This is a genomic window from Streptomyces sediminimaris, from assembly GCF_047049295.1.
GTDB classification, from domain to species: Bacteria; Actinomycetota; Actinomycetes; order Streptomycetales; family Streptomycetaceae; genus Streptomyces; species Streptomyces sediminimaris.
In genome coordinates this window covers 4,368,497-4,389,403 of sequence record NZ_JBJWOT010000001.1, presented here as the reverse complement: position 1 = coordinate 4,389,403, position 20,907 = coordinate 4,368,497, and the positions used below count along the sequence as shown (strand labels likewise).

At 69.9% G+C, this 20,907-nt stretch carries 15 protein-coding genes and 2 tRNA genes; 4 read left to right on the top strand and 13 right to left on the bottom strand.

Going from position 1 to position 20,907, the window contains the following annotated elements; translation table 11 throughout:
• Positions 1-115 precede the first annotated feature (115 nt).
• Positions 116-1,168, bottom strand: a complete 1,053-nt coding sequence (locus tag ACJ9NR_RS20385; RefSeq protein WP_412494005.1) for an NAD-dependent epimerase/dehydratase family protein — start codon at positions 1,166-1,168, stop codon at positions 116-118.
• 235 nt (positions 1,169-1,403) lie between these two features.
• On the opposite strand from ACJ9NR_RS20385, the gene ACJ9NR_RS20380 reads away from it, so the two are divergent.
• Positions 1,404-2,099 carry a ScbR family autoregulator-binding transcription factor gene (locus tag ACJ9NR_RS20380; protein ID WP_412494004.1) on the top strand — a complete coding sequence of 232 codons (696 nt, stop codon included), beginning with the start codon at positions 1,404-1,406 and terminating at the stop codon, positions 2,097-2,099.
• 124 nt (positions 2,100-2,223) lie between these two features.
• Here ACJ9NR_RS20380 and ACJ9NR_RS20375 read toward each other — a convergent pair.
• Positions 2,224-2,296, bottom strand: a tRNA-Ala gene (locus ACJ9NR_RS20375).
• 182 nt (positions 2,297-2,478) lie between these two features.
• Between ACJ9NR_RS20375 and ACJ9NR_RS20370 the strand changes: the two genes are divergently transcribed.
• Together ACJ9NR_RS20370 and ACJ9NR_RS20365 are read left to right on the top strand one after the other, a co-directional pair.
• Complete coding sequence (locus ACJ9NR_RS20370) at positions 2,479-3,027, top strand: helix-turn-helix domain-containing protein (protein WP_384269150.1); 549 nt, start codon at positions 2,479-2,481, stop codon at positions 3,025-3,027.
• 238 nt (positions 3,028-3,265) lie between these two features.
• Complete coding sequence (locus tag ACJ9NR_RS20365) at positions 3,266-4,888, top strand: serine/threonine-protein kinase (protein WP_412494003.1); 1,623 nt, start codon at positions 3,266-3,268, stop codon at positions 4,886-4,888.
• Between the two features lie 245 nt (positions 4,889-5,133).
• Here ACJ9NR_RS20365 and ACJ9NR_RS20360 read toward each other — a convergent pair whose 3' ends face one another.
• Both ACJ9NR_RS20360 and ACJ9NR_RS20355 read right to left on the bottom strand, forming a co-directional pair.
• A complete protein-coding gene (locus ACJ9NR_RS20360) occupies positions 5,134-6,480 on the bottom strand; it encodes a hypothetical protein (protein WP_412494002.1) in 1,347 nt (448 codons plus the stop codon).
• A gap of 157 nt (positions 6,481-6,637) precedes the next feature.
• Entirely contained in the window at positions 6,638-6,766 is a 129-nt protein-coding gene (locus ACJ9NR_RS20355; RefSeq protein ID WP_003999697.1) for a DLW-39 family protein, read from the bottom strand.
• 329 nt (positions 6,767-7,095) lie between these two features.
• Between ACJ9NR_RS20355 and ACJ9NR_RS20350 the strand changes: the two genes are divergently transcribed.
• On the top strand, positions 7,096-7,464 hold the full coding sequence (locus tag ACJ9NR_RS20350; protein WP_412494001.1) for a DUF6344 domain-containing protein: 369 nt from the start codon (positions 7,096-7,098) through the stop codon (positions 7,462-7,464).
• 210 nt (positions 7,465-7,674) lie between these two features.
• Here the strand turns inward: ACJ9NR_RS20350 and ACJ9NR_RS20345 are convergent.
• The 9 genes from ACJ9NR_RS20345 to dnaA all read right to left on the bottom strand — a co-directional run bounded on the left by ACJ9NR_RS20345 (position 7,675) and on the right by dnaA (position 20,567).
• Positions 7,675-7,751 (bottom strand) — tRNA-Ile (locus ACJ9NR_RS20345).
• Positions 7,752-7,875: 124 nt separating this feature from the next.
• The gene (locus tag ACJ9NR_RS20340; protein WP_412494000.1) at positions 7,876-8,646 is read right to left on the bottom strand and encodes a DUF3566 domain-containing protein; all 771 of its coding nucleotides are present in this window, start codon (positions 8,644-8,646) and stop codon (positions 7,876-7,878) included.
• Positions 8,647-8,664: 18 nt separating this feature from the next.
• Positions 8,665-11,256 (bottom strand): DNA gyrase subunit A, encoded by a 2,592-nt coding sequence (gene gyrA / locus ACJ9NR_RS20335; RefSeq protein WP_412493999.1) that lies wholly within the window; start codon positions 11,254-11,256, stop codon positions 8,665-8,667.
• Between the two features lie 42 nt (positions 11,257-11,298).
• On the bottom strand, positions 11,299-13,359 hold the full coding sequence (gene gyrB, locus ACJ9NR_RS20330; RefSeq protein ID WP_412493998.1) for a DNA topoisomerase (ATP-hydrolyzing) subunit B: 2,061 nt from the start codon (positions 13,357-13,359) through the stop codon (positions 11,299-11,301).
• A 412-nt stretch (positions 13,360-13,771) separates the two neighbouring features.
• Complete coding sequence (locus ACJ9NR_RS20325; protein ID WP_412493997.1) at positions 13,772-14,305, bottom strand: DciA family protein; 534 nt, start codon at positions 14,303-14,305, stop codon at positions 13,772-13,774.
• Positions 14,302-15,423 (bottom strand): DNA replication/repair protein RecF, encoded by a 1,122-nt coding sequence (recF, locus tag ACJ9NR_RS20320; protein ID WP_412493996.1) that lies wholly within the window; start codon positions 15,421-15,423, stop codon positions 14,302-14,304. The genes ACJ9NR_RS20325 and recF overlap by 4 nt, the downstream gene beginning before the upstream one ends.
• Positions 15,424-15,503: 80 nt before the next feature.
• Positions 15,504-16,379, bottom strand: a complete 876-nt coding sequence (gene gnd / locus ACJ9NR_RS20315) for a phosphogluconate dehydrogenase (NAD(+)-dependent, decarboxylating) (protein WP_412493995.1) — start codon at positions 16,377-16,379, stop codon at positions 15,504-15,506.
• Between the two features lie 174 nt (positions 16,380-16,553).
• The gene (gene dnaN, locus ACJ9NR_RS20310; protein ID WP_412493994.1) at positions 16,554-17,684 is read right to left on the bottom strand and encodes a DNA polymerase III subunit beta; all 1,131 of its coding nucleotides are present in this window, start codon (positions 17,682-17,684) and stop codon (positions 16,554-16,556) included.
• A 957-nt stretch (positions 17,685-18,641) separates the two neighbouring features.
• Entirely contained in the window at positions 18,642-20,567 is a 1,926-nt protein-coding gene (gene dnaA / locus ACJ9NR_RS20305) for a chromosomal replication initiator protein DnaA (RefSeq protein ID WP_412493993.1), read from the bottom strand.
• Between the last annotated feature and the right edge of the window lie 340 nt (positions 20,568-20,907).

Below are 20,907 nucleotides of genomic sequence, written 5' to 3'. Positions count from 1 at the left end.
GTGGGACGGAAGACTTGAGGGTCTTCCGTCCCACGGCTGTGTTCCGGGTTCGTCCTTCACGGTGTTCCGGGATTGTTCTCCAGGGCTGTGTTTCACGTGAAACGCAGCCGTCGCATCACTCTGGGCCACTCGCGGGCGCGGTGTCGCTCGGGGAGGACAGCGCGGGCACCCGCGGAGTGAGGACGCCGTGGTACCACGCCGCCGCCTCGTCCAGCCGGGCCCTGTGCCCCGGTCCGGTGCCGCAGTCGATACGGGACCAGAGTGTGGAGCGGTACCAGCGGTCCTCGGCGAGCAGACCGGCCTGGTGCGCGCTGACCTTTCCGGGCGCCTCGCGCAGACGGGCCAGGTAGTCGCCGAGGGGGAGCCCCTTCGAGGGCACGGGCAGGCCGAGCGTGTCGCCGAGCAGAGAGACGAACTCGCGCAGGGTGGGTGCGTGCGGGTGGGCGGCGTGATGGACGGTGCCGTGCGGGACGCGTTCGGGCCTGCTGGCGAGGGCGGCCAGCAGGCGGGCCAGATCGCCGACCGCCACGAGCGACAGCCTGGCCGTGCCGTCCTCGGGCAGCGCCGGCACGCGCCGGAGCAGTTCGGCGATGGAGGGGACCACCCACACGTCGCCGGCGCCGTACACGAGCGGCGGCCTGAGCACCGTGCCGCCGGCGGCGAGGACTGCCTGCTCGGCCTCGAGCCGGGTGCGGCTGGTGGGCGAGGCGGGTACGGGGAGACATGCGTCTTCGGTGAGGTCGCGGTGCGGCCCGGCGCCGTAGACGGCGGTGGTACTGACCAGGACGGTGCGCCGGCCCCCGACGCGATCCGCTTCGGCGAGCAGGGCGCGGGTGCCGTCGGCGTTGACCGCCCGGCAGCGTTCCTCGTCGGCGCCGATGTACGAGGCGCAGTGGAGCACGGTACGGATACCGTCGCAGACCCCGCGCAGGGAGGCCGGGTCGGTGAGGTCGCCGGTGACGTACTCGACACCGGTCACCGCCTCTGAGCCCTCCGGTATCCGTCTGACCAGTGCTCTCACCCGGTTGGGCCGGTGCCGCGGGCCGGTGAGCTCCCGCAGGGCCGCGGAACCGATGAATCCCGTGCCGCCGACGACGAGGACCGCGTCGGTCGTACGTACGGGTGCGGGTCCGCGCTCTTTCTGGTTGTCTCCACGGTTGAGGTGCACCCACAGATGGAACGACGACTGCCACTTCGTACGCAAGCGCGCCAGAAACAGACCAAGCGGTCTCTTCTCGACCGGCGAAACCGCGAAGCGGGCTCGGCGGCTCGTCTCAACAGCAGGTCAAGACGTGCGGCCAGGGGCGGCGTATGCCACTTCTCCGACCTCGGAGAACAGTCACCGGAAACAGACCGGTTGGTCCGGTAGAGTTGGCGCAGAACTACGGCTCGGAGGGAAAGAAATGGCCAAGCAGGCTCGCGCGCTGCAGACACGGCGCTCGATCGTGGAAGCCGCGGCGAGCGTGTTCGCCGAGTACGGCTACGAACGCGCGGCCACCTCGGAGATCCTGCGCCGGGCGAACGTCACCAAGGGCGCGATGTACTTCCACTTCCCCTCCAAGGAGTCGCTCGCCCAGGCGATCATGGACGAGCAGACCGGCCTGGTGAGTGTGGAGGCCCAGCTCTCCCCCCTTCAGTCGGTCATCGACATCACGCACCAGTTCGCGCATGTCCTGCGCCACGACGCCATCGCCCGGGCCGGGACGCGGCTGTCCATAGAAGGCGTCTTCTTCAACGGCACCCATCCGTGGGGCGATTGGTTCGACCTGACCACCCGGCTGCTGGCCGAGGGGCGGAAGCAGGGCGAGGTGCTGCCCCAGGTCGAGCCCAGGGAGACGGCGGAGTTCATCGTCGCCACCTTCACCGGCGTCCAGCTGGTGTCCGAGGCCATCAACCGGCGGGCCGATCTACGCGGACGCGTCGCCGTGATGTGGCGTCACATCCTGCCGTCCGTCGCCCACCCCGCCACCATCGCCCGGCTGCGCCCGGAGGGCGTCACGGATCCGGCGACCACGACCGCACGGGACGACGTCCGGACCGGCGCCCGAGGCGATGCGGGAGCCGAGACCGGTGCCGAGGTCGGTGCCGGCGCCGGCTGAGGCGGTCCGCCGGGACCAGCCGGGGCCGCCCGCCGGGACCGGCTCGGCCGGAACCCGTTCTGCGGACCGGGACGCGCAAAGGCCCCTCCCCCTGCGTTTTGGCAGGTGGAGGGGCTTTCTGGAGTGGAGCCTAGGGGAGTCGAACCCCTGACATCTGCCATGCAAAGACAGCGCTCTACCAACTGAGCTAAGGCCCCGGAATGGGAGCATCCCCCCGGAAAAACCGCGTACCGGCGGGCGCCGCAGACCAGAGTACCGGGTCACCCCGGGGATCTCGCAAAAAGATTGGGGGTCCCCGTGAACCACCACGCTTCGTAAGATGCTCGGCGTGGTTCGCTACAGCGAACCACAGTACTTGGGGAAGCGATGGGGAGACGCAATGGACGCCGCACAGCAGGAAGCCACCGCAAGAGCGCGGGAACTGCAGCGGAACTGGTACGGGGAGCCGCTGGGGGCGCTCTTCCGTAAGCTCATAGAAGATCTCGGCCTCAACCAGGCCCGTCTCGCGGGGGTGCTGGGCCTGTCGGCGCCGATGTTGTCCCAGCTGATGAGCGGCCAGCGGGCGAAGATCGGCAACCCGGCCGTCGTACAGCGGGTGCAGCTGCTGCAGGACCTGGCGGGGCAGGTCGCGGACGGCAGTGTGAGCGCGGCCGAGGCCACCGAGCGCATGGAAGAGATCAAGAAGTCGCAGGGGGGCTCGGTGCTCAGCAACACCACGACCACGACCAGCAGTTCGGGGGCGCCCACGGTCAAGCGGGTGGTTCGTGAGATCCAGTCGCTGCTGCGCTCGGTGGCCGCCGCGGGCGACATCATCGACGCCGCGGACACTCTCGCCCCGAGCCATCCGGAGCTGGCAGAGTTCCTCCGGGTGTACGGGGCCGGCCGCACCTCGGACGCGGTCACGCACTACCAGGCGCACCAGAGCTGAGCCCGGGGCCCGGTCGCCGAAGGGGGTTCGGCAGCCGGGCCGACGGTGCAGGACAGACGGTGCAGGACAGACGGTGCAGGACAGACGGTGCAGGACAGACGGTGCAGGAGAAGCGCCGGGGTGCCGTATCACTCGTCACACGCGTCGGGAACGACGTGAGGGGGCCACGAGGGGAGTCGTATCGCTCGTCGAAGGGCAAGCAAGGGGGTAGCCGCAGGGGGAGGAGCGACGCACAGCCATGGGTGAGGTCTTCGCCGGCCGGTACGAACTGGTCGACCCGATCGGACGCGGAGGGGTCGGTGCCGTCTGGCGCGCCTGGGACCACCGCCGTCGCCGCTATGTGGCCGCCAAGGTGCTGCAGCAGAGCGACGCGCACTCCTTGCTGCGCTTCGTCCGCGAGCAGGCGCTCCGGATCGATCACCCCCATGTGCTCGCACCTGCCAGCTGGGCCGCCGACGACGACAAGGTCCTGTTCACCATGGATCTCGTCGCCGGCGGCTCCCTGGCCCATCTGATCGGGGACTACGGCCCCCTGCCCCCGGCCTATGTCTGCACCCTGCTCGACCAGCTGCTGTCGGGGCTGGCCGCGGTGCACGGGGAAGGCGTCGTGCACCGTGACATCAAGCCCGCCAACGTGCTGCTGGAAGCGACCGGCACGAGCCGGCCGAGGCTGCGGCTGTCCGACTTCGGCATCGCCATGCGGCTGGGCGAGCCGCGCCTGACGGAGACCAACCTCGTGGTGGGCACACCGGGTTATCTCGCGCCCGAGCAGATGATGGGCGCGGAACCGGACTTCCCCGCCGACCTGTTCGCCGTAGGGCTGGTCGCGCTGTATCTGCTGGAGGGCGCCAAGCCGGACGCCAAGGCGCTCGTGCAGTACTTCGCGGAACACGGGACGCCCAACGCCCCCAAGAACATCCCCGAGCCTCTGTGGGAAGTCGTGGCCACGTTGCTGCAGCCCGACCCGCAGGCCCGGTTCCGCACGGCCACGGGGGTGCGCAAGGCGCTCGCCACCGCCGCCGAGCTGCTGCCGGAGCCGGGCCCCGACGAGGAGTTGATCGAGATCTTCGACCAACTCGGGCCACTGCCGCCCGGCTTCGGCCCCGCCGGGCCCCTCGAACCGGCGCCCGGTGTCGCGGGCGGGCGAGGGAGGGACGCCGCCTCCCGCACCGGCACAAGTGAGGCTCCGGATGGGCCCGTTGAGGCAGATGGCTCCTCTGCGCCGTCCGCGTCGGACGCGGGCGCCGTACCGTCCACGGACGGCGCGCCTCCCGCCGCTCCCCGTCAGGGCGCCGAGCCGGCTCAGGAGCCGTACGTCCCCGCCGGGCCGCCCTCCATGTCGGACACCGGCAGCTTCCATCTGCCGCCCCCGCAGGCGACCGTCTCCTCCGTCCGGACTCCCGCCGAACAGACGCCCGTGCCGCCGCACGCCCAGGAGGCCGACGCACAGGCGCCACAGACCCCGGCGCCACAAGCCCGGCCGTCCCGGGCGCAGCAGCCCCGTGACAGCGTCCAGCAGGCACCTCACGGCGGCCGGCAGCAGCCCGCCTACGTCTCTCCCCACGACCCCACCCATGTGCTGCCCTCCTCCCGGTCGCACGCGCCGCACGCGCCGCCGTACTCCGCCCAGGCCATGAATCCGGCACCGCATCAGCGTGCCGACGCCTCTACTGCTTCGTACACCGCCCAGGTCCCCCAGGTTCCGCCTCCCGGGCAGGGGATTTCGCAGGAGCCCACGCGCCGCAGCCACCGCGCCCTCCCCGCACGCCGTCCCGGCCCACCCGCCAAGGTGGCGGTCGCGCTCCTGCTGCTCGCGCTGGCCTGCTATGCCGTGGGGCTCTGGGCGCTGACCCGCGTCTGAGCCGCGCGCCCGCCACCGGCCGCGCCTCAACCGATGCTCCGGCGTACGCCGACACGCCGCCCCGCCGACCGACACGCCGCCCCGCTCAGGTACCCGCCCTGCCGGCCAGTGACCACCCGCCGGCCGGTGACCACCGAACGCTGATCGCCGAACGCTGACCACCGAACGTGACGGCCGACCGACGAGCGCCGGCCGCTGCCCCGCCCTGCTCAGGTGCCCACCTCGCTCAGGTGCCCGCATACCGCTCAGGTGCCCGCCCGCCGCCGTGCGGTGAGCGTCCACGCTCCGAGTACGGCCAGCACCACCGTGCCCGCGCCGATCCCGCCTGCGGCGACCGCCTTCATCGCGGTGTTCCCGCCCCCGGCTCCCCCGGTCGCGGCGTTCTCCCGGTCCTCGTCCGTGACCTGGAAGACGTTCCGCGGCACCGACTGCCCGGCGTAGCCGGGACCGTCCTGCCCCGCGCCCCGGAGCCCTACCCGCAGCGTCAGCCCGAACGGCCCGTCGCCGAACTCGTCGGCCACCCCCTTGGACAGGTGCAGTACGAGGTAGTACGAACCGGCGAAGCGCATCCCGCTCAGCTGGTCGCCGGCCGCGTAGCGGTTGGCGTACGCCACGGGTGGCACCGGAGCGAGGGAGAGCGACTGCTGATGTCCGTCGTAGCCGACGCTGGTGTCCTCGACGTGGGCGCGCACGGGGTTGTAGAGCGCCAGACCCAGCGCGTCGACCGCGTAGCCCTGGCCGCGGCCCGCCGTGCCGAGTTCGGCGGTGGCGGACAGTTGACGGCCCCAGTCGACCGGGACCTTGTAGAAGAGCGTCTGTCCGGGCGAGATGTCGGCACGCCAGACGCCCTGTCCCACGGGGGTCGCGCGGGAGTAGCCCGCGCCGCCCTGGCTGGTCCTGGGCGCGCCCGTGACAGGCGTTGGCGAGGCGGAGTCCCACACCGTGGGCGCGCTGGTCGGACCGGCCTTCTCGGCCGGCGGTTCGGAGACGGTCGTGAGCTCCAGGTCCCAGGCACCGGGTGACGACTCCGCCGTTCCGACGCGCTCGACGACCACGTAGTAGGTGCCGGTGCCCTTGCACACCGGGTTGGCCGGGGAGACCGTGCGGGCGCCCCAGGCCGTGACGGGGTGCGGGCTCCTGGCGGCACCGAAGCTCGCGCTCTGGTACGAGCAGGAATTGCCGTCGGTGTTCTGCACCGACACCCTGATCCCGTCGGTGACGGAGAGCCTGGCGGCCTCGCCGGGGACGGCTGTGACGGAGACGTAGGTGTTCGAGTCGGCGTCGAGGTCGAAGCTGTAGTAGGCCTTCGCGCCCTTGGAGAGGGAACTCCGGTACGTCGTGCCGACCCGGAGGCGGGGGGCGTCGGCCGTCCCGGTGGCCCCGTCGACGCTCCGGGCGCCCTCCGCGAAGGCGTAGGAGGTGGCGGAGGGGCCGGAGGCGTTCGGGGCTCCGGACGCGGCGGCCGCCCTGGTGGGCCAGGACGCCGGTATCGCCACCGTGTACAGCACCGCCGCCGCGGCCGCCACGCGTACGCGTGCGGACGGACGACCGCGTCGAGCCTCCGCGCGCCACCACGCCGTACGCCGCCCCATCACGCGCCGCCCCTCCTCGTCCCCCGGGTCCCCGGCCGCCGCCCGGCGTCGGCCGGACCGTGGCCCATCCTGCCCCTACCGGCCGCGCCGCATCCGCACAACACAAAACCCCGACCGCGAGGACGGCCGGGGTCTGCTCAGATTCCGTTGTCGATACTCACGAACCCGTGGGCACGGAGTCAGTCGCCTCCGTCCACAGATCCTGCTCGGCGCGATCCGCCTGGATCTGGCGGTACACGAGGAGCCCGCCGATGGCGGCCAGTGCGACCAGGAGAAGCTTCTTCACCGCGCGACCTCGTCTTTCCTTGACGTAGGGGACCTCTGGCGCCCGACTATACACACCGGCCGATACCGATCGGTGACCTGCGTGGGCGGCCAACTGCCGTCCGGCGCACCGCCGTAGAAGGGGAGGGCGCCGCTCCGATCTGACGGTGATCACATCCTCACGCCGGGTTGCTTTTGCTGCCGTTTCTTATCTTTTCTTGCTGTTTACGCCCATCCGAGTGGTGTTCATCCGAACTTCGACACGGCACGGGCGTCGGTCCACCACTTCGCGGCCCTCATACACATGATGAGCAAAGTACGCAAATCGCCCAGACCCGAAAGTGAGGGGCCATGGCCCAGAACCAGGTCATGAAGCTGTGGACCACCATCGTCACCGCCTTCCTCGCGCTGTGCACGGCGCTCGGACTCATCACGACGACCGCCGCCGCGGCCGTAGCGCAGACCGAGCCGACCGGCAACAGCACGCCGCCCGCGACGACGACGCCGACGGTGCCCCAGTGGTCCTGGTCCAGCGCCGGAGCCCTGCCCCCCACGATGAAACAGCGCATCCACGCCGAGGCCCACGGAAAGGCCCCCAGCTGCCGCCTCCGCCCGCAGGCGGACACGGACGAGTGCGCGGGCACCGTGAGCATGGAGATCGACCTGCCGACGGACGCGTTCGTCACCGTCCCCAAACAAGGCACTCCCCTCCAGCTCTGAGACCCCACCGCGCATCTCCGACCCACCGGCGAGCTTGCGTACTCAATCCGCCACAGGAAGACCCCCGACCGGCAGCCGGTCGGGGGTCTTTCGCTGCTGCGAGCCGGCGGCCGGTGCCGACCGGACCCGCCACGGCCCGCACCGCGTCCGTCAGGCACCCCGCGCAGACGCCGAAGACCCCCGACCGGATCGGTCGGGGGTCTTCGTGGCTGGTGGGGCTAACAGGATTTGAACCTGTGGCCTCATCCTTATCAGGGATGCGCTCTAACCAACTGAGCTATAGCCCCGCCGCGCTCTGCGGTGTATGTCCCGCGCGCTGACCCCTGAAGATTAGCGCACGACGTGCGCAGTCCCAAAATCGGTTGTCTCAGGGCCGGCGGCAGCGGTGGGGAGGGGCCGACGGGGTGAAGGTCACTCGTCCTCGGCGAGCGTCAGCTCGACGCCGCCGACGAAGCCCGCGGAGAGGTTGTAGATGAACGCGCCGAGGGTCGCGAGAGCCGTCGCGAGGACGACGTCGATGACCGCGATGATCGAGGTGAACGTCAGGACGTGCGGAAGCGACAGGAAGGACTGCAGGTCGAAGCCGTTCGTCTCGTTGGAGCCGGTCGCCTCGGAGACCGTGCCGCCGACCGTCGAGAAGACGCCCATGGCGTCCATCACCATCCACAGCACGGCGGACGCGACGATCGTGCAGATGCCCAGCGCGATGGAGAGCAGGAAGCTGACCTTCATGACCGACCACGGGTCGGCCTTCGCCACCCGCAGGCGTGCCTTGCGGACCCGGGGCGTGGTACGCGCGCCGGTGCGCGGACGCCGTACGGCGCCGGCCGGGGCCTGCTGGTTCTGGTAGGCCTGCGGCGGGTGGTAGGGCCCGGCGGGCTGCTGCGGCTGCCGCTCCCCGGGGAGCGGAGAGGCAGCCTGCTGCGCCGCGGGCTGGGCGCCCGCCGCGGCCGGGCCCGCTCCAGCCTCGTACTGCTGGGTCTGCGGGCCTCGGGAGTCCGTCACAGTTCCCCCCTGGGATCCATGAGTGTCGGGCGGGCCGGGGTCGGCCGCACCGGCGTCGATCTTGCGCAGCTGCGTGGTGTGCGGGTCCGCCGCACGCGCGGCGGAGCCACGGCCGCCGCCGTCCGTCTCCGTACCCGTGGGGGTACCGGCAGATCCGGCGCCCGTGGCTCCGCTCACGATTGCTCACTCCTCGTGCTACTCGGCCGAGGGCGCCTCACCCTCGTCCGTGCCGGTGTCCGCGGCACCCTCGGCGGTCTCGTCGACGGCATCGCCGTCGACCTCCTCCGCCTCGCGCCCCGCCTCGGCGTTACGGGCGATGCCGACCACGGCATCGCGCTTGCCCAGGTTGATCAGTTGGACGCCCATGGTGTCACGGCCCGTCTCCCTGACCTCGTTGACTCGCGTACGAATCACACCGCCCGACAGCGTGATGGCGAGGATCTCGTCGGTCTCCTCGACCACCAGCGCGCCGACGAGCGACCCGCGGTCCTCCACGATCTTGGCGGCCTTGATGCCGAGGCCGCCGCGACCCTGGACGCGGTACTCGTCGACGGCGGTCCGCTTCGCGTACCCGCCGTCTGTGGCAGTGAACACGAACGTACCGGGTCGAACAACATTCATCGACAGAAGTTCGTCACCCTCACGGAAACTCATGCCCTTCACACCGGAGGTGGCCCGGCCCATGGGCCGCAGGCTCTCGTCCGTGGCGGTGAACCTGATCGACTGGGCCTTCTTGCTGATCAGAAGCAGATCGTCATCGGCCGAAACGAGTTCGGCTCCGATCAGTTCGTCGTCGGAACCGTCCGCCGTCTCACGGAGGTTGATGGCGATGACACCACCGGAACGCGGCGAATCGTAATCCTTCAGAGGCGTCTTCTTGACCAGACCGCCCTTGGTCGCGAGGACCAGGTAGGGCGCCGCCTCGTAGTCCCGGATGGCGAGGATCTCGGCGATCGCCTCGTCGGGCTGGAAGGCCAGCAGGTTGGCGACGTGCTGGCCGCGGGCGTCCCGGCCGGCGTCGGGCAGCTCGTAGGCCTTCGCGCGGTACACCCGGCCCTTGTTGGTGAAGAACAGCAGCCAGTGGTGGGTGGTCGAGACGAAGAAGTGGTCGACGATGTCGTCTTCCTTCAGCTTCGTGCCGCGTACGCCCTTGCCGCCGCGCTTCTGCGCCCGGTAGTCGTCCGTCTTGGTGCGCTTGACGTAGCCGCCGCGCGAGACGGTGACGACGATGTCCTCCTCGGCGATGAGGTCCTCGATGGACATGTCGCCGTCGAAGGGCACCAGCATCGTCTTGCGGTCGTCGCCGTACTTCTCGACGATCGCGGCGAGCTCCTCGCTGACGATGCCGCGCTGGCGGACCGGGGAGGCCAGGATCGCGTTGTACTCGGTGATCTTCGCCTGGAGTTCGTCGTGCTCCTGGACGATCTTCTGGCGCTCCAGGGCGGCCAGCCGGCGCAGCTGCATCTCGAGGATGGCGTTGGCCTGGATCTCGTCGATCTCCAGGAGGTCCATCAGGCCCCCGCGCGCGACCTCGACGGTCTCACTGCGCCGGATCAGCGCGATGACCTCGTCGATGGCGTCCAGGGCCTTCAGCAGACCGCGCAGAATGTGCGCGCGCTCCTCCGCCTTGCGCAGGCGGAAGCGCGTACGGCGGACGATGACCTCGATCTGGTGCGCCACCCAGTGGCGGATGAACGCGTCGAGCGAGAGGGTGCGCGGGACGCCGTCGACCAGCGCCAGCATGTTGGCGCCGAAGTTCGTCTGCAGGTCGGTGTGCTTGTAGAGGTTGTTCAGGACGACCTTGGCGACCGCGTCCCGCTTCAGCACGATGACCAGGCGCTGACCGGTGCGCGAGGAGGTCTCGTCGCGGACGTCCGCGATGCCGCCGATCTTGCCGTCCTTGACCAGGTCGGCGATCTTCTGCGCGAGGTTGTCGGGGTTGACCTGGTAGGGCAGCTCCGTGACCACCAGGCACTGCCGGTTCTGGATCTCCTCGACCTCGACGACCGCGCGCATGGTGATCGAGCCGCGGCCCGTGCGGTACGCCTCCTCGATGCCCTTGCGGCCGACCACGAGGGCGCCGGTGGGGAAGTCCGGGCCCTTGATGCGCTCGATGAGCGCGTCCAGGAGGTCCTCGTGCGAGGCCTCCGGGTTCTCCAGGTACCACTGCGCGCCGGCCGCGACCTCGCGCAGGTTGTGCGGCGGGATGTTGGTCGCCATGCCGACCGCGATACCGGCGGAGCCGTTGATCAGCAGGTTCGGGAAACGGGCGGGCAGGACGGTCGGCTCCTGGGAACGGCCGTCGTAGTTGTCCATGTAGTCGACGGTTTCCTCGTCGATGTCACGGACCATCTCCATCGACAGCGGCGCCATCTTGCACTCGGTGTAGCGCATGGCCGCCGCCGGGTCGTTGCCCGGAGAGCCGAAGTTGCCGTTGGAGTCCACCAGCGGCATCCGCATCGACCACGGCTGCGCGAGGCGGACCAGCGCGTCGTAGATCGAGGAGTCACCGTGCGGGTGGTAGCTGCCCATGACGTCGCCGACGACGCGGGCGCACTTGTAGAAGCCGCGCTCGGGGCGGTAGCCGCCGTCGTACATGGCGTACAGGACCCGGCGGTGGACGGGCTTGAGGCCGTCGCGGACGTCCGGCAGCGCACGCGAGACGATGACGGACATCGCGTAGTCGAGGTACGAGCGCTGCATCTCCGTCTCGAGCCCGACGGGCTCGACGCGCAGACCCGCGTCGGCGGCCTCTTCCGGGGTGACGGGAGTGTTCTCGTCGGTCATTGCTGGTGAAGGTCCTTCCTGGTGCGGTCAGCTGAGACCGACTCAGATGTCGAGGAAGCGGACGTCCTTGGCGTTGCGCTGGATGAACTGGCGGCGGGCCTCGACGTCCTCGCCCATCAGCACCGAGAACAGGTCGTCGGCCTGGGCGGCGTCGTCGAGGGTGACCTGGCCGAGGACGCGGTGCTCCTGGTCCATGGTGGTCACCCGCAGTTCCTCGGCGTTCATCTCGCCGAGACCCTTGAAGCGCTGGATCGTGTCCTCCTTGATGCGCTTGCCGCGCTGGCGGCCCATCTCCACCAGGGCGTCGCGCTCGCGGTCGGAGTACGCGTACTCGACCTCGTCCCGGCCCCACTTGAGCTTGTAGAGCGGGGGACGCGACAGGAAGACGTGCCCGGCCTCGACCAGGGGACGCATGAAGCGGAACAGGAAGGTCAGCAGCAGGGTGCTGATGTGCTGGCCGTCGACATCGGCGTCCGCCATCAGGATGATCTTGTGATAGCGGAGCTTCTCGATGTCGAAGTCCTCGTGCACACCCGTGCCGAAGGCGGAGATCAGCGCCTGGATCTCCTGGTTCTGCAGGATCTTGTCGATCCTGGCCTTCTCCACGTTGAGGATCTTGCCGCGGATCGGGAGGATCGCCTGGTACTGCGGATTACGGCCGGACTTGGCCGAGCCCCCGGCCGAGTCTCCCTCGACGATGAAGATCTCGCACTTGGTCGGGTCGTTGGACTGGCAGTCCGACAGCTTGCCCGGCAGGGACGCCGACTCCAGCAGGCCCTTGCGGCGGGTGAGGTCGCGGGCCTTGCGGGCCGCCACGCGCGCGGTGGCCGCCTGGATGCCCTTGCGGACGATGTCCGCCGCCTCGACCGGGTTGCGGTCCAGCCAGTCGTTGAGGTGCTCGTAGACCGCCCGCTGCACGAAGGTCTTGGCCTCCGTGTTGCCCAGCTTGGTCTTCGTCTGGCCCTCGAACTGCGGCTCGCTCAGCTTGACCGAGATGATCGCGGTCAGACCCTCGCGGATGTCGTCACCGGTGAGGTTGTCGTCCTTCTCGCGCAGCAGCTTCTTGTCGCGCGCGTACTTGTTGATCAGGCTCGTGAGGGCCGCGCGGAAGCCCTCCTCGTGCGTACCGCCCTCGTGCGTGTGGATGATGTTGGCGAAGGAGTACACACCCTCGCTGTAACCGCTGTTCCACTGCATCGCGACCTCGAGGGACAGGCTCTTGTCCTTGTCCTCGGCCTCGAGGTCGATGACGGTGTTGTGCACCACCTCTCCCTTACGGGAGTTGAGGTACCTCACGAAGTCGACGATGCCGCCCTCGTAGTGGTACGTGACGGTCTTGACCTCGTCCTTCTCGTCCGCACCCGCCTCGTCCGCACCGGTCGTGGCCTTCGCCGACTCACGCTCGTCCGTGAGCCTGATCGTCAAACCCTTGTTGAGGAACGCCATCTCCTGGAAGCGCCGCGACAGCGTCTCGAAGGAGTACTCGGTGGTCTCGAAGATGTCCGGGTCCGCCCAGAAGGTGACCGTCGTGCCGGTCTTCTCGATCGCCTCGTGCTTGGCCAGCGGTGCCGTCGGGACGCCCATCTTGTAGTCCTGCGTCCAGCGGTGGCCGTCGGTCCTGACCTCGACGGCGACCTTCGCCGAGAGGGCGTTGACGACGGAGACGCCCACGCCGTGCAGACCGCCGGAGACCGCGTAGCCGCCGCCGCCGAACTTGCCGCCCGCGTGCAGCACGGTCAGCACGACCTCCACGGCCGGCTTGTTCTCGGAGGGCACGATGCCCACCGGGATGCCACGGCCGTTGTCGACGACGCGCACGCCGCCGTCGGCGAGGATCGTCACGTCGATGGTGTCCGCGTAGCCGGCCAGCGCCTCGTCGACGGAGTTGTCGACCACCTCGTACACGAGGTGGTGCAGCCCTCGCTCACCGGTGGAGCCGATGTACATACCGGGGCGCTTGCGAACCGCGTCCAGGCCTTCGAGCACAGTGATGGCGCTGGCGTCGTACGAGGCGGTGACCTCGCCGTTCGACGAGGTCACCGCGCCGTTCTCGCCGGCGTCGGTGGACGGGATGTTCTCGTTGGGGTTGCCGGAATCGGCCACGAAGCGCCCTTTCTGGCACAGCACGAGCCAGGCTCTGGGGTCCCCCTGCGGGGGAGGGTTGCCGGAGCGGCTGCGGCATGTTGCGTTGGTAAGCCTTGTTCAGCGTTGCTCAGCTTTTCCCGGACGGTCCCCACGAGTGGGGCGGGATTGTCTTCCAGTCTACCGGTAGCGCCGACAGTGATGGGGGTTTGCCGGTACCTGAGTCCTCATGTGCCGCCCTCAACCGGCGTCTTCCGGGTCCCCATATACGGAGCGGGGCTCCAAGAGGCTCACAGCGGCACTCAGCGCTTCCGACTGTCAACCCATGGCTACTTGGGAGTCAGGTAGGTGTTCGCACCCGCACGCGGGGGTGCAACGAAGCGGCCGCCGGCGCTTCGGGAGGGGCGCCGACGGCCTGCGGATGTGAGGTCTGTCACCCGTACGTGTCACCGGGTCCGGTGCTGCCGGGAGCGCGCAGGGGGCCGTAGCGACGGGCGGGGCCGCCGGGGCCGTTCACCTTGATCACGCTGACCGCGCCGTGCCCGAGATCCTCGTTGAGGCGGGCGACCAGCGTCGGGGCGAGCAGGCGCAGATTCGTCGCCCAGGCCGTGGAGTCGCAGCGCACGACCAGCACCCGCTCGTCCTCGTCGTACCTCTCGGGCTCACAGTGCTTGGCCACGTCCCCGCCGACGATCTGCGGCCAGCGGCCCATCACTCCGCCCACCGCCGCCGGGGTTTCCCAGCCGCGCTCGGTGATGAGCCGGTTGATCGCGGCGCCGAGCGCCATGGGGTCCCGCCCGTCGGCGCGCGCGCCGGAGCGCAGGCCGCCGCGCCGTGCCTGCTTCTTCTGCCGCGCCGCGTCCCCACGCGCGCGTGCCTGTTCCTTCGCCGCCCTGAGCGCCACGCGCGCGAGGTCGACGCCGGACGGCTCGGTGGCCTTCTCGGCAGCGGGCTCCTCGTTCGTCATCCGCGGTACACCGTCCCCTCCGACACGGTGTACCGCCTCCCGGCCAGCACATGCGGTACGTCGTCGTCGACCGCGGCCGTCACCAGCACCTGCTCACCGGGGGCGACCAGCTCCGCCAGGCGCTCACGGCGGCGGGTGTCCAGCTCGGCGAAGACGTCGTCGAGGACCAGCACCGGCTCGTTGCCCTCGGCGCGCAGCAGATCGTAGGAGGCCAGCCGCAACGCCAGCGCGTACGACCAGGACTCGCCGTGCGACGCGTACCCCTTGGCGGGCAGCTGACCGAGCCTGAGCACCAGATCGTCGCGGTGCGGCCCCACCAGGGTGACGCCTCGCTCGATCTCCTGCTTGCGGGCCTCGGCGAGCGCGGCCGTCACCTGCTGGTACAGGTCCTCGCGCGTGTGCGCCTCACCGGGGGCGGACGGCTTGTACTCCAGGGTCACCGGGCCTCCGCCAGGGGCCAGTTGCTCGTACGCCTTGTCGGCCAGCGGCTGGATCGCGGCGATCAGGTCCAGGCGCTGGGCGAGCAGCTCGGCACCCGCGCGCGCGAGGTGCTGGTCCCAGACGTCGAGCGTGGACAGGTCCATGGAGCGGCCCCCGTGACGGCGGGCCAGCGCGGCCGACTTCAGCAGTGTGTTGCGCTGCTTGAGGACCCGCTCGTAGTCGGAGCGCACACCGGCCATGCGCGGCGAACGAGCGGTGATCAGCTCGTCGAGGAAGCGGCGCCGCTCGCCCGGGTCCCCCTTGACCAGGGCCAGGTCCTCGGGCGCGAACAGCACGGTCCGTACGATGCCCAGCACGTCCCGCGGCCTGACCTGCGAGGACCTGTTGATACGGGCCCGGTTGGCCTTCCCGGGGTTCAGCTCCAGCTCGACGAGCTGCTGCCGGTCGCCCTGTCTGACCTGCGCCCGGATGACGGCACGGTCGGCGCCCATGCGCACCAGCGGGGCGTCGGAGGCCACCCGGTGGCTGCCGAGCGTGGCCAGGTAGCCGACGGCCTCGACGAGGTTGGTCTTGCCCTGGCCGTTGGGGCCGACGAACGCGGTGACGCCCGGGTCGAGCGGGACGTCGACCCGGGCGTACGAGCGGAAGTCGGCCAGCGACAGATGCGTGACGTGCATGGTCGTTCGCCGCCCTCCTCAGGCTCTGGATCCGCGGCCGGGCGGCCGGCGCATCCGTGGACTTCTCGGCGTCCTGTGGACTACTTCTGCTCGACCGCGTGGCCGCCGAACTGGTTGCGCAGCGCCGCGATCATCTTCATCTGCGGCGAGTCCTCCTGCCGCGAGGAGAACCGCGCGAAGAGCGAGGCCGTGATCGCCGGCAGCGGCACGGCGTTGTCGACGGCGGCTTCCACGGTCCAGCGTCCCTCACCGGAGTCCTGTGCAGAACCCTTCAGCCTGTCGAGGTGCTCGTCCTCGTCGAGGGCGTTCACCGCCAGGTCCAGCAGCCACGAGCGGATGACGGTGCCCTCCTGCCAGGAGCGGAAGACCTCGCGCACGTCCGTGACCGAGTCGACCTTCTCCAGCAGCTCCCAGCCCTCGGCGTAGGCCTGCATCATCGCGTACTCGATGCCGTTGTGGACCATCTTCGCGAAGTGGCCCGCGCCCACCTTGCCCGCGTGCACCGCGCCGAACGCCCCCTCGGGCTTCAGCGCGTCGAACACCGGCTGCACCTTGGCGACGTCCTCCGCGTCGCCGCCGTACATCAGCGCATAGCCGTTCTCAAGGCCCCAGACACCGCCCGAGACGCCGCAGTCGACGAAGCCGATGCCCTTGGCCGCCAGCTCCTCCGCGTGCTTCTCGTCGTCCGTCCAGCGCGAGTTGCCGCCGTCCACGACGACGTCGCCGGGCTGAAGGAGCTCGGCCAGCTCGTCGATCGTGGACTGCGTGGGGGCGCCGGCCGGGACCATCACCCAGACGACGCGGGGGCCGCTGAGCTTGCCCACAAGGTCGGCGAGGCTGTGGACATCGGCAAGGTCCGGGTTGCGGTCGTATCCGATCACGGTGTGGCCCGCGCGGCGGATCCGCTCGCGCATGTTGCCGCCCATCTTGCCGAGGCCGACGAGACCGAGCTCCATCAGTTGTTCCTTAGGTTGCTGTGTGGCGTGTGGGGCACGTTCGTACCTGTGTCCGACCCTAAACCCGGACGCTCGCGCACAGCTGTGGGCATACGCGCTCATACGTACAGCCCCACCTGCGGGTTTCCCCAGGGCCGCGGGATTCCTCCACGGCCTGTGGACCGTCCCGCCGCCTCAGCCGCTCAGCCGCACCGGCATGATCAGGTACTTGTAGGCCTCGTCCGCCTCCGCGTCCAGGGCAGGCTTGCCGCTCAGCAGCGCGGGCTTGGTGGACGTCGTGAACGACAGCTGCGCCACCGGGGAGTCGATCGCGCTCAGCCCGTCCAGCAGGAACGTCGGGTTGAAGGCGATGGAGATGTCGTCGCCCTCCAGCTGGGCGTCCACCCTTTCCACAGCCTGTGCGTCGTCACTGGAACCGGCCTCCAGGATGAGCACACCCTGCTCGAAGCTGAGCCGCACCGGAGTGTTGCGCTCGGCGACCAGGGCGACACGCTTGACGGCCTCCACGAAGGGGGCGGTCTCGATCACGGCGACGGAGTTGAACTCCGTGGGGAACAGCGTGCGGTACTTCGGGAGGTCGCCCTCCAGCAGGCGGGTCGTCGTACGGCGGCCCGCGCCCTCGAAGCCGATCAGGCCCTCACCCGCGCCCGAGCCGGACAGCGCCAGGATCACGCTGTCGCCGCTGGTCAGCGCCTTCGCGGTGTCCAGGAGCGTCTTGGCGGGCACCAGGGCGACCGCGGAGGCCTCCGGGTTCTCCGGCTTCCACAGGAACTCACGGACCGCGAAGCGGTAACGGTCGGTGGAGGCCAGGGTGACCGTGTCGCCCTCGATCTCGATGCGCACACCGGTCAGGACGGGAAGCGTGTCGTCACGGCCCGCCGCGATGGCCACCTGGGCCGCCGCGGAGGCGAAGACCTCGCCGGGGACCGTACCGGTCGCGTTCGGCATCTGCGGCAGCGCCGGGTACTCCTCCACAGGCAGGGTGTGGAGTGTGAACCGCGAGGAGCCGCACACCACGGTCGCCCGTACACCGTCTGTGGAAATCTCCACCGGGCGGTTGGGCAGGGCGCGGCAGATGTCGGCGAGCAGCCGGCCGGAGACGAGGACGGTGCCCTCCTCCTCGACCTCCGCCTCCACGGACACCCGCGCGGAGACCTCGTAGTCGAAGCTGGAGAGGCTCAGAGCGCCGTCCTCGGCCTTCAGCAGGAGGCCGGCGAGGACAGGCGCCGGCGGACGGGCCGGGAGGCTGCGCGCCGCCCAGGCCACTGCCTCCGCGAGTACGTCGCGTTCCACCCGGATCTTCACTGTTGCCGCCTCCTGCTGTTGCCGGCGCTGCTCGCCCTGCCTGGCTTCGTCGTCTGTCTCGGTGTCGCCGGTCCCTGTGAAGGGAAGGACTCCGGGGACCAGTCTGACGCACGGCACTGACAGTAGGTGCCTCTCGGGGTCAAGTCGTGACGAGGGGCAGCCGGGAGCCGGACAGCGAGTTGTGCACAGGACCCCCTTCTGAACGAACTTCTCGCTCTCTCTGGTTGGGAGTAGTAGTAGGGGCTGTGGAAACCGTGGATAACTCCGTTTTCGCAGCTCAGAGGCGAGATTTTGTCCACGGGCCCTGTGGGCGGAAGCGGTGGACAACTCCGGGGTTCTGTGGAGAACGGGAAGTTCTGCACACCCCGTGCACAGGCTGAGGCGAGTTCTCCCCAGCGCCGTCCCCAGCTTTACCCGTCTTTCCCACAGCCCAACCCGGCACCTTCATGTGACGCCTTTCACTCGACACGGTGATCAGGCGCGTCGCGTTGCCGAACAGTGGACAGCGATGTGGAGAAACCACTGATCTCTGGGGACAACGGGCCTTTGCCTGTGGGCGGCCGGTGGACAACTCCGTGCACAGCTTGTGGATCACCCGGCTGTCCACAGTCTGTGGAGATCCTTCGTCCACCGATCCACAGCCATGTGACCTCGGATGACGGGTTCCGGACGGGATGTCTGTGGACCGTGATCTGGACAACTTCGCAGTCCCCAGCATGTGGACGGAAAAAAGTACCGTGATCTGTGGAGAGAGGCCGTAACCCGGCAGGTAATCGAACAGCGCGTCCCGCGGACCGTGCGGACACGGCGCGGGCTGCGGACACCGCGGACGCGGCGGACACAGCGGCGGACCGGCGCCGGCACGAAGAAGGGCGCCCTCCGGATGTCCTCCGGAGGGCGCCCTGACGGCGTCCGCGGAACAGGTCCCGGCTGTGCGGAACGGGTCCCGGGGCGCTCTCAGCCGTTCTTGATGCGGTTCGTCAGCTCCGTCACCTGGTTGTAGATGGAGCGCCGCTCGGCCATCAGATTGCGGATCTTGCGGTCCGCGTGCATCACCGTGGTGTGGTCGCGGCCGCCGAACAGCGCGCCGATCTTCGGCAGCGAGAGGTCCGTCAGCTCCCGGCACAGATACATGGCGATCTGGCGGGCCGTGACCAGGGCGCGGCCGCGCGAGGTGCCGCAGAGGTCCTCGACCGTGAGGCCGAAGTAGTCGGCGGTCGCGCTCATGATGGCGGTCGAGGTGATCTCGGGGGCGGAGTCCTCCCCGCCGGGGATCAGGTCCTTGAGGACGATCTCCGTCAGGCCGAGGTCCACCGGCTGCCGGTTGAGGGAGGCGAACGCCGTCACCCGGATCAGCGCGCCCTCCAGCTCGCGGATGTTGCGCGAGATGCGGGAGGCGATGAACTCCAGTACCTCGGGCGGGGCGTTGAGCTGCTCCTGCACCGCCTTCTTGCGCAGGATCGCGATGCGCGTCTCCAGCTCGGGTGGCTGGACGTCGGTGATCAGGCCCCACTCGAAGCGGTTGCGCAGCCGGTCCTCCAGGGTCACCAGCTGCTTGGGCGGCCGGTCGCTGGAGAGCACGATCTGTTTGTTGGCGTTGTGCAGGGTGTTGAAGGTGTGGAAGAACTCCTCCTGCGTCGACTCCTTGTCCGCGAGGAACTGGATGTCGTCGACGAGCAGGATGTCCATCTCGCGGTAGCGCTTGCGGAAGCTGTCGCCCTTGCCGTCGCGGATGGAGTTGATGAACTCGTTGGTGAACTCCTCCGAGCTGACGTACCGCACGCGCGTGCCCGGGTAGAGGCTGCGCGCGTAGTGCCCGATCGCGTGCAGCAGGTGCGTCTTGCCGAGCCCGGACTCCCCGTAGATGAACAGAGGGTTGTACGCCTTCGCCGGTGCCTCGGCGACGGCGACCGCGGCGGCGTGCGCGAAGCGGTTGGAGGCGCCGATGACGAAGGTGTCGAAGAGGTACTTCGGGTTCAGGCGGGCGGTGGGCTCTCCCGGGCCGGGCGCCGGCGCCGGCTGAGCGGCCAGGGGGCCCGGGGCGCCGCTGGCGGGCAGGTTGGGGCCGACCGGCCCGCCCCGGTGCACGTGCCCGGTGCCGGTCCGCTGCTCGGGCAGTTCCCGGCGGGCGTCGCGCTGGTCGTAGTCCTGGTGCGGCTGGTCGTAGTCCGGGCGCTGCGTGTCGTACGGCGGCCGTTCCATCGCGTGCGGGCGGTAGTCCTGGGAGGGGGGGCCGTAGGACTCCTGGGTCGAGGAGCCGTAGGGGTCCTGTGCGGGCGGCCCGTAGGAGTCCTGCGGCGGTGACGCGTAGGGGTCCCGTTCGGGGAAACCCAGGCGTTGCTGCTGCCAGCTGTACTCGTCCTGCGACGGACGGGGCCAGGAGCCGGGCTCGGGGCGCTGGTACTCCGAGGGGTAGGCGGGCCGCGCGGTGGGGAGCTGGTCTCCCCGGGGGGAGGGCAGCTGGTCGCCGGGCAGCTGGTCGGGGCGGCCGGGCCGGTGCTCGTCGGCGCGGTGGCGGCCGTAGCCCTCGTACTGACCCGAGGGGAGCTCGGGTTCCTCGTAGCGCGGCTGGGGGCGGGCCGGCGCCGGCGGGGCGGGGGGGTCGTTCGCGGAGTCGTCGACGGTGATGGCGATGCGGATGGGACGGCCGCACTCACGGCTCAGCGTCTCGCTGACGATCGGGGCGAGGCGGCCCTCGAGCACGCCCTTGGCGAACTCGTTGGGGACGGCGAGCAGTGCGGTGTCGGCGACCAGCGCGAGCGGCTGGCAGCGGCGGATCCAGTGTTCGTCCTTGGTCTCCACACCCTGTCCGCGGCCCTCGCCGAGGAGTTGCTCGAGTACTCGTGGCCACACTGCGGCAAGATCGGCAGGTACGTCAGCCACAGGGCACGCTCTCTCACGGGTCCCACGAACGTGTGGTTCTGGGACGGGTAGGGATTGAAACGGGGTGGAGCCCGAACAGAGGGGTCCAGGGAAACGAATCGGAGTTCAGCCACGGTAGTCAGGGCGACCGGTGCGGTTCAAGTTGTTGTCCCCAGCCTGTGGATAGTGTCTCTCAGTGACCGTTGGTTTGACCGGATGGCGCAGCCCCGCGTACCGTAACCAGGTCGAGTTGTCGATGGCTGCTGCCGCCTGCCTCCGATGGGCACAGATCGCGTCAGGTGATCGGGAAGCGGTGCACTCGGGCGTAACTGCGAGCTACTCGTGGGCGCACGGTGACAGC